General features: G+C 68.9%; 12 protein-coding genes. 10 read left to right on the plus strand and 2 right to left on the minus strand.

Annotated features, from left to right (window positions below; translation table 11 throughout):
• The first annotated feature begins 606 nt into the window (after nt 1–606).
• The 7 genes from SSP08S_RS15930 (at nt 607) to SSP08S_RS15960 (ending at nt 9181) form a co-directional block, all read left to right on the plus strand.
• Nucleotides 607–1614, plus strand: a complete 1008-nt coding sequence (locus tag SSP08S_RS15930) for an ABC transporter permease (RefSeq protein WP_026178530.1) — start codon at nt 607–609, stop codon at nt 1612–1614.
• 69 nt (nt 1615–1683) lie between these two features.
• Nucleotides 1684–3480 (plus strand): ABC transporter substrate-binding protein, encoded by a 1797-nt coding sequence (locus SSP08S_RS15935; protein WP_026178531.1) that lies wholly within the window; start codon nt 1684–1686, stop codon nt 3478–3480.
• A 110-nt stretch (nt 3481–3590) separates the two neighbouring features.
• Nucleotides 3591–4589: an ABC transporter permease gene (locus tag SSP08S_RS15940; RefSeq protein ID WP_019068620.1), complete on the plus strand. Its 999-nt coding sequence runs from the start codon at nt 3591–3593 to the stop codon at nt 4587–4589.
• Nucleotides 4586–5683 carry an ABC transporter ATP-binding protein gene (locus SSP08S_RS15945; RefSeq protein ID WP_019068621.1) on the plus strand — a complete coding sequence of 366 codons (1098 nt, stop codon included), beginning with the start codon at nt 4586–4588 and terminating at the stop codon, nt 5681–5683. The genes SSP08S_RS15940 and SSP08S_RS15945 overlap by 4 nt, the downstream gene beginning before the upstream one ends.
• Nucleotides 5680–6930 carry an ABC transporter ATP-binding protein gene (locus tag SSP08S_RS55370; protein WP_019068622.1) on the plus strand — a complete coding sequence of 417 codons (1251 nt, stop codon included), beginning with the start codon at nt 5680–5682 and terminating at the stop codon, nt 6928–6930. Before SSP08S_RS15945 ends, SSP08S_RS55370 begins: the two co-directional genes overlap by 4 nt.
• A 179-nt stretch (nt 6931–7109) precedes the next feature.
• Nucleotides 7110–8501, plus strand: coding sequence for a M1 family metallopeptidase (locus SSP08S_RS15955; protein ID WP_019068623.1), 1392 nt, complete (start codon nt 7110–7112; stop codon nt 8499–8501).
• A gap of 23 nt (nt 8502–8524) precedes the next feature.
• A complete protein-coding gene (locus SSP08S_RS15960) occupies nt 8525–9181 on the plus strand; it encodes a trimeric intracellular cation channel family protein (protein WP_019068624.1) in 657 nt (218 codons plus the stop codon).
• Here SSP08S_RS15960 and SSP08S_RS15965 read toward each other — a convergent pair.
• A complete protein-coding gene (locus SSP08S_RS15965; protein ID WP_019068625.1) occupies nt 9090–10328 on the minus strand; it encodes an alpha/beta hydrolase in 1239 nt (412 codons plus the stop codon). The two genes, SSP08S_RS15960 and SSP08S_RS15965, sit on opposite strands and share 92 nt — an antisense overlap.
• A gap of 152 nt (nt 10329–10480) precedes the next feature.
• Here SSP08S_RS15965 and SSP08S_RS15970 point away from each other — a divergent pair, with 152 nt between their 5' ends.
• Nucleotides 10481–11344: a thioesterase family protein gene (locus tag SSP08S_RS15970; protein WP_026178532.1), complete on the plus strand. Its 864-nt coding sequence runs from the start codon at nt 10481–10483 to the stop codon at nt 11342–11344.
• A gap of 820 nt (nt 11345–12164) precedes the next feature.
• On the opposite strand, the gene SSP08S_RS15975 is transcribed toward SSP08S_RS15970, so the two are convergent.
• On the minus strand, nt 12165–12752 hold the full coding sequence (locus tag SSP08S_RS15975; protein ID WP_019068627.1) for a TIGR03086 family metal-binding protein: 588 nt from the start codon (nt 12750–12752) through the stop codon (nt 12165–12167).
• 78 nt (nt 12753–12830) lie between these two features.
• Between SSP08S_RS15975 and SSP08S_RS15980 the strand changes: the two genes are divergently transcribed.
• Together SSP08S_RS15980 and SSP08S_RS61070 are read left to right on the plus strand one after the other, a co-directional pair.
• Nucleotides 12831–13805, plus strand: coding sequence for a helix-turn-helix transcriptional regulator (locus SSP08S_RS15980; protein WP_019068628.1), 975 nt, complete (start codon nt 12831–12833; stop codon nt 13803–13805).
• A gap of 143 nt (nt 13806–13948) precedes the next feature.
• Nucleotides 13949–14314 (plus strand): hypothetical protein, encoded by a 366-nt coding sequence (locus tag SSP08S_RS61070; protein ID WP_102133348.1) that lies wholly within the window; start codon nt 13949–13951, stop codon nt 14312–14314.
• Nucleotides 14315–14342 lie beyond the last annotated feature (28 nt).

The raw sequence follows: 14342 nt of genomic DNA on the forward strand, positions 1-14342 counted from the left end.
CCTGTGGATCAGGGTCTGCGAGCCGGACTGGTCCGGTGGGTGGGCCGCGCAGTCGGTCGGAGAGGTGATCCGTCGCGTCGTCGATCCCGGCGGGTGGGTGGCGTGGCGTCCCGGGTCGCGTGCGGCTGCCGACGGCGGGGCCCGGATCGGTGTCGTCCGGTCGGTGACGGGGGCGCTGTGCGGCCGTCCGGCGTGGCGTTGCGGCCGCCGGCGAGCGCCCGCCCGGGCGGGCGGGTACGGCTGCTCACCCGTCCGTGGTGGATACTTGCCCGGCGAGTCCTCTTCCCCGCTTCTCCGCAGGATTTACGCCGACGACACATTTCTTCGCGCGTAGATCGCGGTCCGATGCCCTAAAAAGGCACCGGATCGGTGTTCTGTCCCAACTGCCCCGCGTCCGGGGGGCGTTACCCGTTGTCCGTATAACGGAACCCTCCAGCCCGCATCACGTTTACGCATCCATTCACCGCCAAGTCTGGCAGCAGATCACCAAAGCGTTGAAGACTCCCGCACCAGGGGCCGTGTGCCCCGATGTACGACGGACTGATCATGGCCGCCACAGCGGCAAGTGTGGGCCGGCTACCGCCGGTTGAGAGGGGTCCCTGCCAGATGACGGCACCATTGCACGAGCCGACCGCGGAAGCGGCCCCGAGCGCAGCCGAGGAAGCGGCGATCGCCAACGCCGGTGACAAGGCCGTGCAGGGGCGTTCCCTGGGCCGGATCGCCTGGGAGCGCCTCAAGCGCGACAAACTCGCCCTCACGGGCGGCATTGTCGTGCTCGTCCTCATTCTGGTCGCGGTTTTCGCCCCGATGATCGCCAGCCTCATCGGACAGGATCCGGACACCTTCCACGAGACCCTGATCGACCCGCTGTTCGGCACCCCCAAGGGGTCGCTGGGCGGCATCAGCGGCGACCACCTGCTGGGTGTCGAGCCCGTCAACGGCCGCGACATCTTCGCGCGGATCCTCTACGGCTCCCGGATCTCGCTCCTCGTCGGCTTCCTGTCCGCGATCGTCGCCGTCGTGCTCGGCACCGTCCTCGGCATCCTGGCCGGCTTCTTCGGCGGCTGGGTCGACTCGGTGATCAGCCGGGTCATGGACGGTCTGCTGGCCTTCCCGCAGCTGCTCTTCATCATCGCGCTGGTCTCCGTGATGCCGAACGAGATGCTGGGCCTGAGCGGTTCCAGCGTGCGGGTGTTCGTGATGATCCTGGTGATCGGCTTCTTCGGCTGGCCGTACATCGGACGCGTGGTGCGCGGACAGACCCTGTCGATGCGTGAGCGCGAGTACGTCGAGGCCGCCCGCTCGCTGGGCGCCGGACGCTTCTACATCCTGTTCAAGGAACTGCTGCCCAACCTGGTCGCGCCGATCATCGTGTACACGACGATGATGATCCCCACCAACATCCTCACCGAGGCGGCACTCAGCTTCCTGGGCGTCGGCGTCAAGCCGCCCACGTCCTCCTGGGGACAGATGCTCTCCACCGCGATCGACTACTACGACTCGGACCCCATGTACATGGTGGTTCCCGGCGTGGCGATCTTCATCACCGTTCTGGCCTTCAACCTCTTCGGCGACGGCGTGCGGGACGCGCTGGACCCGAAGGCTTCCCGCTGAACCGCATTGACCCAAGCGTCCCGTGCCATCTACACGGGGTCTCTCATCAAATCCGGAGGATCCGAGATCGTGACTACCCAACGCACCTCAGGGCGGCGTAGGCAGGCCTTTGCCGCTGCTGCCGCGGTCGCCGGCATGCTGGCCTTGGCAGCGTGCGGCGGCGGCAACAGCAGCGACGACGGCGGTTCGAAGACCGGTGCCGCCGGCTTCGACGCGGCGAACAACAAGGTCGCCCAGGCCTCGCTGGTCAAGAAGGGCGGCGAGCTCAAGTTCGTCTCCGCCCAGGACGCCGACTTCTGGGACACCACGCGCGGTTACTACGGCTTCATGTGGGACTTCTCGCGGTACTACAGCCGTCAGCTGCTCACCTTCAAGACCGAGCCGGGTGCCGCGGGCGCCGAGCTCACGCCCGACCTCGCCACCGACGAGGGCCAGGTCTCGTCCGACGGCAAGACCTACACCTTCCACCTGCGTGACGGAATCACCTGGGAGGACGGCAAGGCCATCACCTCCCAGGACATCAAGTACGGCATCGAGCGGGTCTGGGCGCAGGACGTGCTGTCCGGCGGTCCGATCTACCTCCAGCAGATGCTCGACCCGAACAACACCTACAAGGGTCCCTACAAGGACACCTCGAAGGACAAGCTCGGCCTGAAGGCGATCTCCACGCCCGACGCCAAGACGATCGTCTTCCACCTGCCCGTGGCGAACTCGGACTTCAAGCAGGTCCTCGCCATGGTCACGGCGTCCCCGGTCCGCCAGGACAAGGACACCAAGGCGAAGTACACGCTGCACCCCTTCTCCTCCGGCCCGTACAAGTTCCAGTCGTACAGCCCCGGCAAGAAGCTGGTGCTGGTGCGCAACACCAACTGGAAGGCGTCGTCCGACCCGGTGCGCAAGGCGTACCCGGACAAGATCTCGCTGACCATCTCCTCGAACCAGTCCGACATGGACCAGCGTCTGATCAACGGCGACTACGACATAGACGCCGGCCAGACGGGTCTGGGTCCGCAGGGCCGCACCATCGCCCTGAAGGAGCACAAGGCCAACCTGGACAACCCGATCTCCGGCTTCATCCGCTACGCGGTCTTCCCGCAGAGCGTCAAGCCGTTCGACAACATCGAGTGCCGCAAGGCGGTCATCTACGCGGCCGACCACGTGTCGCTGCAGACCGCGCGCGGTGGCCCGATCGCCGGTGGTGACATCGGCACCAACATGCTCCCGCCCGCCATCGCCGGTGGCGAGGGCCAGAAGTACGACCCGTACGGGATCTCCGGTGCCAACAAGACCGGCAACGACGACCTGGCCAAGAAGGCCCTGAAGGCCTGTGGTCAGCCGAACGGCTTCAAGACCACCATCGCCGTCCGCAACAACAAGACGCAGGAGGTGGCCACGGCCACGTCCCTGCAGGCGGCACTGAAGAAGGTCGGCATCCAGGCCGACATCTACCAGTACGACGGTTCGCAGAGCTCCGGCATCATCGGCTCCCCCTCGAACGTCGCGAAGAAGAAGCTCGGCATCATCATCATGGGCTGGGGTGCGGACTTCCCGACCGTCCAGGGCTACGGCGCCCCGCTGTGGGACAGCAAGTACATCCTGCAGAGCGGTAACAACAACTTCGCCCTGATCAAGGACAAGACGATCGACGGGCTGTTCAACCAGTACAACACTGCGCTGGACGAGTCGAAGAAGACGCAGATCGCCACGGAGATCAACCACAAGGTGATGGAGGGCGCGTACTACCTGCCCTTCACCTTCGAGCGACTCCTGAACTGGCGCTCCTCGCGTATCGCCAACGTCTACACGACGAACGCGTACAGCGGCTACTACGACTTCGTCAACATCGGTCTGAAGTCCACGAAGTAATCCCGGCACACCCGCCGTACGGCACGAAAGGCAGGTGAAGGCCGGCGCGGCGGGGCCGTGGGCCACCGGACGACCTCCGGTGGCCCCGGTCCCGCAGCGGGCCGTTAGCTGTGCTCGCTTACCTCATCAGGCGGCTGTTCGCCGCCGCAGTGATGCTGGTCGTCATCATCCTGGTGGTCTTCAGCATCTTCTTCCTCGTCCCCAAGTGGGCGGGCGTGGACATCGCCACGAGTTTCGTGGGCAAGCAGGCCGACCCTCATGCCGTAGCGGCGGTGCGGGAGAAGCTGGGTCTGAGCGACCCGATCTTCATCCAGGTCTGGCACTTCTTCAAGGGCATTTTCGTCGGCCGCACCTACTCGGCCGGCGGCGACGTCACCCACTGTGCCGCGCCGTGCTTCGGCTACTCCTTCCGTAGCGAGCAGTCCGTATGGCCGGTGCTCACCGACCGCTTCCCGGTGACCCTGGGACTCGCGCTCGGTGCCGCTGTGCTGTGGCTGGTCTTCGGTGTCGCGGCGGGTGTGCTCTCCGCGCTCAAGCGGGGCACGATCTGGGACCGGTCGGCCATGGTGATCGCGCTCGGTGGCGTGTCCCTGCCCATCTACTTCACGGGTCTGCTCTCCCTGGCGATCTTCAGTTACGGGCTGAACTGGATCAACGGCCAGTACGTGCCGCTGGACCAGAGCTTCTCCGGCTGGCTGGGCGGCATGATCCTGCCCTGGATCACCCTCGCCTTCCTCTACGCCGCGATGTACGCCCGTATCACCCGCGCCACCATGCTGGAGATCCTCGGTGAGGACTACATCCGCACGGCACGCGCGAAGGGCCTCAAGGAACAGGTCGTCATCGGCAAGCACGCCATGCGCTCCACGATGACGCCGATCCTCACCATGCTCGGCATGGACCTCGGTGCCCTCATCGGTGGCGCGATCCTGACCGAGACGACGTTCAGCCTGCCCGGCCTCGGCCAGGCGGTGCTCACCGCCATCAAGAACCAGGACCTGCCCATTATTCTGGGCGTCACCCTGATCACTTCTCTCGCGGTGCTGCTTGCCAACCTCGTGGTGGACATCCTGTACGCCGTGATCGACCCCCGAGTGAGGCTCTCATGACGGAACTCAGCAAGAGCGGGGCCGCCGTGGGCGAACCCACGGACGCCTCTCCCGCGCCCACGGCCTTCCTGGAAGTGCGCGACCTCAAGGTGCACTTCCCCACCGACGACGGCCTGGTCAAGTCCGTCGACGGGCTCAGCTTCTCGCTGGAGAAGGGCAAGACCCTCGGCATCGTGGGCGAGTCCGGCTCCGGCAAGTCGGTGACCTCGCTCGGCATCATGGGCCTGCACACCGCCGGCCAGTACGGCAAGCGCAAGGCGCAGATCTCCGGCGAGATCTGGCTGGACGGTACCGAGCTGCTGTCCGCCGACCCCGACCATGTGCGCAAGCTGCGCGGCCGGCAGATGTCGATGATCTTCCAGGACCCGCTCTCCGCGCTGCACCCGTACTACACGATCGGCGCGCAGATCGTGGAGGCGTACCGGATCCACCACGACGTCGACAAGAAGACCGCCAGGCGCCGCGCGGTCGAGATGCTCGACCGGGTGGGCATCCCGCAGCCGGACAAGCGGGTGGACAGCTACCCGCACGAGTTCTCCGGCGGTATGCGCCAGCGCGCGATGATCGCGATGTCGCTGGTCAACAACCCCGAACTGCTGATCGCGGACGAGCCGACGACCGCCCTGGACGTGACCGTCCAGGCACAGATCCTCGACCTCATCCGGGACCTGCAGAAGGAGTTCGGCTCCGCGGTCATCGTCATCACCCACGACCTGGGCGTCGTCGCCGAACTGGCCGACGACATCCTGGTGATGTACGGCGGCCGGTGTGTCGAGCGGGGACCGGCCGAGGACGTGTTCTACCAGCCCCGGCACCCCTACACCTGGGGTCTGCTCGGTTCGATGCCGCGGCTCGACCGTGAGCAGCAGGACCGGCTGATCCCGGTCAAGGGCTCCCCGCCCTCGCTGATCAACATCCCGTCCGGCTGCGCCTTCAACCCGCGCTGCCCGTACGCGGACCTCCCGAAGGACAACGTCACCCGCACCGTCCGCCCCGAGCTGGCCGAGGTCGGCACCCGGCACTGGGCCGCCTGCCACCTGGGCAAGGAACAGCGGGAGCGTATCTGGACCGAAGAGATTGCGCCGAAGCTGTGAGTGACGACGAGAAAGCGGTGACGATTCCCGCGCAGGCCGACGAGCCGCAGTTGCAGGGCGGGACCCTCACCAAGAACCCCGCCCCCGGCGAGGTCCTGCTGAAGGTGACCGGGCTGCAGAAGCACTTCCCGATCAAGAAGGGCCTGCTGCAGCGGCAGGTCGGCGCCGTGCACGCGGTCGACGGCCTCGACTTCGAGGTCAGGTCCGGCGAGACGCTGGGCGTCGTCGGCGAGTCGGGCTGCGGCAAGTCGACGATGGGCCGGCTGATCACCCGGCTGCTGGAGCCGACCGGCGGAAAGATCGAGTTCGAGGGCAAGGACATCACGCACCTCGGTGTGAGCGGCATGCGTCCGCTGCGCCGCAATGTGCAGATGATCTTCCAGGACCCGTACTCGTCGCTGAACCCGCGCCACACCATCGGCACGATCGTCGGCGCTCCCTTCAAGCTCCAGGGCGTCGAGCCCGAGGGCGGCATCAAGAAGGAAGTGCAGCGGCTGCTCGAGGTGGTCGGGCTCAACCCCGAGCACTACAACCGCTATCCGCACGAGTTCTCCGGCGGTCAGCGCCAGCGCATCGGCATCGCCCGCGCGCTCGCCCTGAACCCGCGGCTGGTCGTGGCGGACGAGCCGGTCTCCGCGCTCGACGTGTCGATCCAGGCGCAGGTGGTGAACCTGCTGGACGACCTCCAGCAGGAGCTCGGCCTGACGTATGTGATCATCGCGCACGACCTCTCGGTGGTCCGGCATGTCTCGGACCGGATCGCGGTCATGTACCTCGGCAAGATCGTCGAGCTGGCCGACCGCGAGCTGCTGTACAAGGCGCCGATGCACCCGTACACCAAGGCGCTGATGTCGGCGGTGCCGATCCCGGACCCGCGGCGGAAGAACGCGAAGAGCGACCGCATCCTGCTCCAGGGCGACGTTCCCTCGCCGATCTCGCCGCCGAGCGGCTGCCGTTTCCACACCCGGTGCTGGAAGGCGACGCAGATCTGCACGACGACCGAGCCGCCGCTCCTTCAGCTGCAGCCCGGCCAGCAGGTCGCCTGCCACCACCCGGAGAACTTCGCGGACCAGGCCCCGCAGGACACGGTCCTGCTGTCGGTCGCGAAGGAGGCCGAGAAGCTCCTCGGCGAGACGGCCCTGCAGGAGTCGGCGGAGACGTCGGCGGCGGTGGCGGCCACGCTCTCCGAGGAGGCCGCGGAGCCCGTGGTGGATGCCGCGGAGCCGGAGACCGGCGAAGAGAAGTAGCACGGAATCAGACCGTCCGAAGGCCCCGGTGACCGGTCCAGGTCGCCGGGGCCTTCGGGTGTCACGGTCAACTACCCTGTGACGCATGACAAGTTGGTAAAGTCATGTACATGACGTACGGGGCGGGGGCAGGGTCGAGCGTGTCCGACTGATCGGAAACGCACCCGAAGGGACGACTCATGGCACTCTCCCGGTCGGCACGTTTAGGGGCCCTCGCCACCGCGGCGGCCTCTTTTCTTGTCATAGCCGCCTCCTCCGCCCCCACCCCCGGCGCCGACGGCATCGGTGACAGCTACTTCCCGGAACTCGGCAACGGCGGCTTCGACGCCCGGCACTACGCCCTCGACGTGGCCTACAACCCCGACACCGACCGCCTCGACGGCCGTACGACCCTCACCGCCCGCGCCACCCAGAACCTCTCCTCCTTCGACCTGGACCTGCAGAAGCTGGAGGTCACCAAGGTCGAAGTGAACGGCAGACGGGCCCAGTTCACCCGCACCGGCGACGAACTGCGCATCACGCCACGGGACTTCCTCCGCAAGGGCAAGGACTTCACGGTCGCCGTCACCTACGGCGGTGTGCCCGAACCCCTCAACGGCCCCATCGTGTTCGGCTCCGACTACGGCTGGATGAAGACCGCCGACGGGGTCTTCGTCGCCTGCGAACCCAACGCCGCCTCCACCTGGTTCCCCTCCAGCGACCACCCGTCCGACAAGGCCACCTACGACATCCGCATCAAGGCGCCCAAGGGCCTCACCGGAGTCTCCAACGGCCGCCTCGTCTCGACGTACGACAAGGGCGACTCGACGTACACCCACTGGCGCGAGAGCAGGCCGATGGCGACCTATCTCGCCACCGCCACCATCGGGAAGTTCGACGTGAGGACGGGGACGACCCCCGGCGGCACCCCGATCTACGTCGCCATCGACCCGGTCCTCGCCAACAGCAACAGCGTCGACGTGTACGCCGTGACGGCCGCCGCCACCGACTACTGGTCGCAGGTCTTCGGGCCGTACCCCTTCGAGGAGACCGGCGCGATCGTCGACGACATGCCGGAGGCGGGGTTCTCGCTGGAAGTGCAGACCAAGCCCGCCTACTCGGCCGTGCGCAGCGAGACGACGATCGTGCACGAGCTGGCCCACCAGTGGTTCGGCGACTCCGTGTCGGTCGCGCACTGGAAGGACATCTGGCTCAACGAGGGCTTCGCGACCTACGCCCAGTGGCTGTGGGCCGAGCACCAGGGCACCCGCACCGCGCACGACTCGTTCCTGGCCGGCTACAACGCCCGCCCGGCCGACGCCGCCTTCTGGCAGACCGTGGTCGCCGACCCGCAGCGCGACACGATGTTCGCCTCCGCCGTCTACCAGCGCGGCGCGATGACCCTCCAGATGCTCCGCGAACGCATCGGCGACACCGCGTTCTTCAAGCTCCTGCCCACCTGGACGAAGCTGCACCGCTACGGCAACGCGAGCACCGCGGACTTCATCGAGCTGGCCGAGAAGATCAGCGGCCAGCAGCTCGACGACCTGTTCCAGACCTGGCTCTACACACCGGGCAAGCCCACCCTCTGACGACCCACGGGTGACAATGCGGTGTGCTTCAGCAACTGTTCAGCCCCTCCGTCCAGCACACGCTCGACCTCGTCGGCATCTTCGTGTTCGCCATCTCCGGCGCGCTGCTGGCCGTCCGCAAGAACTTCGACGTGTTCGGCATCGCCGTGCTCGCCGAGGTCACCGCGCTGGGCGGAGGGGTGTTCCGGGACCTCGTCATCGGGGCGGTGCCCCCGGCCGCCTTCACGGATCTGGGGTACTTCGTCACTCCCTTCCTCGCCGCCCTGCTCGTGTTCTTCCTGCACCCGCAGGTGGAGCGGATCCAGACCGGGGTCAACGTCTTCGACGCGGCCGGCCTCGGCCTGTTCTGCGTCACCGGCACGGTGAAGGCGTACGACTACGGGCTCGGTCTGACCGCCTCGGTGGCCCTCGGTCTCGGGTCCGCCGTCGGAGGCGGTGTGCTGCGGGACGTGCTGGCCAACGAGACTCCGTCCCTGCTGCGCTGGGACCGCGATCTGTACGCGGTACCCGCGATCGTCGGCGCCACCATGGTCGCCCTGTGCATCCGCTACGACGTGCTGGGCCCGTTCACCAGCGGGCTCGCGGTCGTCACCGCTTTCGTGTTGCGCCTGCTCGCGATGCGGTTCCACTGGCGAGCTCCGCGTGCGTGGAACCGGCGTTCGACCGTCCGTGAGGAGTAGCGCCGCTGGTCTTCGCGTGCGGGTGGTTCTTGCCCATCTCCAGGGTCAGCCAGCGGAAGACCGCCTTCACCTGCGGCCGCCACAGCGCCATCGTGTGACCGCCGTCGCTGCGCGGCAGGAACACCACGTGCACGGTCGTCGGCGCCTTCGCGACCGACGCCAGGGCGGTGCCCGCCTCATAGCCGTCGCCGGACTCGCCGGAGATGTACAGCGCGATCGCGGGCGGCGTCCGCTTGGCCTTCAGCAGCAGGTACGGGTTGTTCTCGGCGCGCAGGGTCTGGCTCGCCGCGGCGAGTGAATTGCGTTCCGCGATCGGGTCGTTGTAACCGGACATGCCGACGGCCGCGCGGTAGCGGTCCGGGTGGGCCACCGCCAGCTTGACCGCGCAGTGCGCCCCGGCCGAGTAGCCGGCCACCGCCCAGCCCGAAGGGGCGGGCTGCGCGCGGAAGTTGTCCATGACCATCTTCGGTACGTCGACGCTCAGCCAGGTGTCGGCGTTGACCGTGCCGGTGATGTTGGCGCAGCCGGTGTCGACGCCGGCCAGCAGATTGGTGCGCGGCGCGACCAGGATGAACGGCGCGACCCGCCCGCTCTTCATCAGCGGCGCCAGCTGCTCGGTGGCGTGCAGCGACCCGAACCAGGCCTTCGCCGAACCGGGATAGCCCGGCAGCAGCTCGACGACCGGGAACTTGTGGTTCCGGTAGGCGGCCTCCTTGTACTGCGGCGGCAGCCACACGTACACCTCGGCATTGACGCCCGAGACCTGGCCCTTGAGCTGGGTGACCTCCACGCCGCCGTCCGCGCGCATGCCCGGGCCCTCGGCGGGGGAGAAGTCCTGCTTGACCTTGGGCAGCCGGTTCAGCGAGATGTTGCCGGTGCCGTTCTTGCCGAGGTTAGCGGCCTGCTGGACGTGGTTGCCGGTGCCGAGGAGGTCGGCCCAGTTGTCGTAGAGGTTGTTCTCGTTGTTGACCATGACGAAGACCAGGGTGACGGCCGTGGCCTGCGCGAACAGCAGCATCAGGGCCCGCGCCGCCACGCGTACGGCCTTGGGGCCGCGCATCCGCGACCACAGCACGAGCGGCAGTATGAGGGCGACGATCGTCAGCACGACGGCGGTGTAGAGGAACGGAGTCCCGGTGAGGCTCATGTCCCCAAAGAGGGGGATCACGGGCCCTGGGTCACGGACGAGTACGGACACTTACCAAGAAATTGCCGGAACCTCACCCGACCAGTCGGTGTTTTCATATGCCCGCAACACCAAAGCTACCGCTTAGTAATTACCTATTGTACGGTTCACGTATGCCAGAAGCAGCTTCCGCACCGGCGGCCACGCGGGCCGTGATCGGTGACAGTGAGTTCGACCGCGACACGGCGGTCACCCGTCGCGCCCCGGGCGTCTACGACATCGACCTCTCGGCCGGCTGGACGATCATCAACGCGGTCAACGGCGGCTACCTCCTGTCCGTCCTGGGCCGAGCCCTGGCGGACGCGCTCCCGCACCCCGACCCGTTCACGATCTCCGCGCACTACCTCACGGCGTCCCAGCCGGGCCCCGCCGTCGTCCGCACGGACGTGGTCCGCACCGGCCGCACCCTCTCCACCGGCCAGGCCTCCCTCTTCCAGTACGACGACCAGGGGCGCGAGGTGGAACGCATCCGCGTCCTCGCCTCCTACGGCGACCTGGACGCCCTCCCGGACGACGTCCGCACTACGGCGAAGCCCCCCGCGTTCCCGCCCATGGACCAGTGCTTCGGCCCGGAAGACGGGCCCGCCCCGGTCTCCGGCAGCTCGGCCATCGCCGACCGCCTGATGCTCAAGCTCGACCCCTCCACCCTCGGCTGGGCCCTCGGCTCCCCCTCCGGCAAGGGCGAGATGCGCTCCTGGTTCGGCCTCGCCGACGGCCGCGACGCGGACCCGCTCTCCCTCCTCCTGGCAGTGGACGCGCTCCCCCCGACCGCCTTCGAGATCGGCCTCAAGGGCTGGGTCCCCACGGTCGAACTCACCGTCCACGTCCGCTCCCGCCCGGCACCGGGCCCGCTGCGGATCTCGATCACCACCCGCAACCTGGCCGGCGGCTTCCTGGAGGAGGACGCGGAGGTCTGGGACAGCACGGACCGACTGGTCGCCCAGTCACGGCAGTTGGCACGGGCGAGGCTGAACTGAGCGTGTGCCGGTCCGGCGGGGCGGCCGACTCCGATCCTGGTCGGGCCCCTTCGGGGCAACAGGCGCGAACCGGATCGGTTCCGGGCCGGCTGGCATGCGCACGGCGCCGACGGCAGGCCGGTGACGACGGCGTGTGACGGGAGCAACGGCCGGACCCACCCGCCTGCCCGGGCCGCCGACCGCGGTTTGGCGCGCGGCCCTTTTCGGGGGCGGGTGTGGCGAGGCGGCTGGTGTCTGCCGGTGCCCCGCAGCAGATCGCTCGACCTGCACCGGGTCCGGCCGACCGGCTTGGGCCCCGGGACCGGCCGCCAACTGTCGGCGGAGGGTGCTGCCTTCGGCGGAGGGCTGTGGCGAGGCGGCTGGTGTGCACCGGCGCGCCGCAGCAGATTGCCCGATCTGCGCCGTGTCCGGCCGTCCGGCTCGGGTCTCGGGGTCGGCCGCCAACTGGGGGCGGAAGGCGCTTCCTTCGGATGACGGGTGTGCCGAGGTGACAGGCGCCGTCGGCACGTCACAGCGGATCGTCCGACTTGCGCCGGGCTCGGCCGATCGGCTCGGGTCCCGGGGTCGGTCGCCAACTGCCGACGGAGGGCGGCTGTGGAGAGGCGGTTGGTGTCCGCCGGTGCGCCACAGCGGATTGCCCGACCTGCGCCGGGCCCGGCCCACCGGCTCGGGTCCCGGGAGTGGCCGTCAACTGCGGGCGGAGGGCGCCTCCTTCGGATGACGGCTGGGCCGGCGGGAAGGGAGCCCGGCGGGGTCACAGGTGTGGACGAGACCCTGCCGTTGTCCGGCCGCTGACCGTGTGGCACGGCCGCCGCCCGACTCAGCCGAGCGGCTTCCTTCCCAGCCAGGCCGCCAACTGGCCGTAGGCGTCCGCCTTTTCGGGGGTCGGCCGGGCCGTGTCGAAGGGGGTGTCCGCGTCGCGCTGCTCGTCCGGCAGGACGCGGTGGGCGATGGCGAGGGCGAACTCGGCGAGTTCCGGGTCGAGTTCGAGGGGGTGGCCGAGGGACTCGGAGAGGTCCCAGGTGTGGGTGACGTTCTCCATGAGGTAGCCGGAGAGGGCCGCACGGCCCGGTGCCTCGCCCCACGGGACACGCACCGGCGCGTCCAGCCGGGCGTCGTCCGCCCAGGCCTTGAGGACCCGGACGCGGGCCTCGTCGTACGCGGCCGGCCAGCCCTCGTCGGCGACTCCGTCCACGAAGGGGTGTACGGCGAGTCCGTCGCCGCCCTCGCCGATCGTCGCGATGCGCAGGGTGCCGCCGACGATATGGCTCAGCAGGATCCGTACGTCGAACTCCGTGCACGGGGTGGGACCGGCCAGCTGCTCCGGCCGTACCGTCCTGATCAGCGCGGCGGCCTGCTCGGTGGCGCGGGTGTAGAGGGGGCGGGGGTCCGTGGCGTTTGTGTTCATGGCCCTGATGCTGGACCCATAACCTGACAGATTCCGTCAACATTTGCGCCGGCTTTCAGGGCGGCGGATCCTGGGGGAGTGAAGGCCGACCGACTCCTCTCCATCCTGCTGCTCCTGCAGACCCGTGGCCGCGTCCCCGCGCACGAACTCGCCGACCGGCTGGAGGTGTCGGTGCGGACCATCTACCGGGACGTCGAGGCGCTGTCCGCCTCCGGGGTGCCGGTGTACGCCGAGCGCGGGCGGCACGGCGGGATCGAGCTGCTCGCCGGGTTCCGTACGGACGTCACGGGACTGACCGCCGACGAGTCGCGCGCCCTGTTCATCCTGGCCGCGCAGGGCGCCCACGCGGCGCTCGGCCTCGACGCCGCCCTCGGTTCCGCGCTGCGCAAGGTGATGGCCGCGCTGCCGGCGCCGTACCGCCCGGCCGCCGAGGTGACCTCCCGGCGCATCCTCGTCGACGCCACCCGCTGGAAGGGCGGGCCCCAACCCGCCGTGGATCTCGACGTGTTGCAGGACGCGGTCTTCACCGACCGGCGGCTGCGGCTGCGCTACCGGCACAGCGGCGCGAAGGAGCCCAGCACCTACACCGTCGATCCGTACGGCCTCGTCTCCAAGGCCGGCGTCTGGTATCTCGTCGCCGACCGCCGCGCCCGCCCCCGCCTCTTCCGCGCCGACCGCGTGCACTCGGCCACCCTCCTGCCCGACCCGGTGCGGCGCCGCCCGGGCGTCGAACTCGCCGACGCCTGGGAGGAGTTGCGCCGTCAGGTGGAGGAACGCCCCGGCGGACTCGACGTCACCGTCCGGGTCCGCCGCTCCCGCCTCGACATGTTCCTGCGCCTCAACGCCTCCTCACTGGCCGAACTCCCCGACGACGAGGGGGAGAACGAGTGGGTGACGGTCCGGCTGACCTACGGCGTCGTCCGCGAGGCGCGTCAACTGCTCCAGTTCGCCGACGCGTTGGAGGTCGTATCGCCGCCCGAGGCGCGGGCGGAAGTGATCGCGGCGGCCGCTTCTGTCACGGAGCTGTACCAGCGAGTAGGCGAGGCCCGATAGTGAAGTCGCAGGTCAGGGCGTTCACTTGAGCTGCTCTTTACCTGGCGCACAGGGTGAGGACAGGGCGCCGACAAGGAAGCCCTAAGGGGCGTTGATTGAGTTCCCGCCACAAGGCATCCTCATCGTTTTTGGAGCTGTTTCTCATGAAGCGTGCGCGTCTCCTCCCCGCAGTGGCCCTGCTGGCGCTCTCGCCCCTGGCCCTCGCGGCCTGCGGGTCGAGCGACTCCTCGTCGTCCTCCGGCAGCGCCAACTCCGGCTCCACACAGTCCTGTTCCGCACCGACCGGCAACGCCACGGCGCGGCCCAGCGGTGCCCCGTCCGGCGCCCCCTCCGGTGCGCCCACGGGCGCCGCGGCCTCGGGTCGGCCGACGGGCATGCCGACCGGCAACGCCTCCGGCATGCCGAGCGGTGGTCCCGGCGGCGGAGGCGGCCAGGGCGGCGGCCCTGGCGGCGGGTGCGGCGGAGGTCCGGGCGGTGGCCAGATGAGCGGGGCCCCGCAGCAGGGCTGACCGCTCTCCGCACGGCAGGGGCGGCGCA

The sequence above is a fragment of the Streptomyces hokutonensis genome, assembly GCF_000376565.1.
Lineage (GTDB): Bacteria > Actinomycetota > Actinomycetes > Streptomycetales > Streptomycetaceae > Streptomyces > Streptomyces hokutonensis.

Coding starts and splice junctions, on each gene's coding strand:
- SSP08S_RS15930 (WP_026178530.1), top strand. CDS start 607: ATGACGGCACCATTGCACGAGCCGACCGCGGAAGCGGCCCCGAGCGCA.
- SSP08S_RS61070 (WP_102133348.1), top strand. CDS start 13,949: ATGAAGCGTGCGCGTCTCCTCCCCGCAGTGGCCCTGCTGGCGCTCTCG.
- SSP08S_RS15965 (WP_019068625.1), bottom strand. CDS start 10,328: ATGAGCCTCACCGGGACTCCGTTCCTCTACACCGCCGTCGTGCTGACG.
- SSP08S_RS15970 (WP_026178532.1), top strand. CDS start 10,481: ATGCCAGAAGCAGCTTCCGCACCGGCGGCCACGCGGGCCGTGATCGGT.
- SSP08S_RS15975 (WP_019068627.1), bottom strand. CDS start 12,752: ATGAACACAAACGCCACGGACCCCCGCCCCCTCTACACCCGCGCCACC.
- SSP08S_RS15955 (WP_019068623.1), top strand. CDS start 7,110: ATGGCACTCTCCCGGTCGGCACGTTTAGGGGCCCTCGCCACCGCGGCG.
- SSP08S_RS15945 (WP_019068621.1), top strand. CDS start 4,586: ATGACGGAACTCAGCAAGAGCGGGGCCGCCGTGGGCGAACCCACGGAC.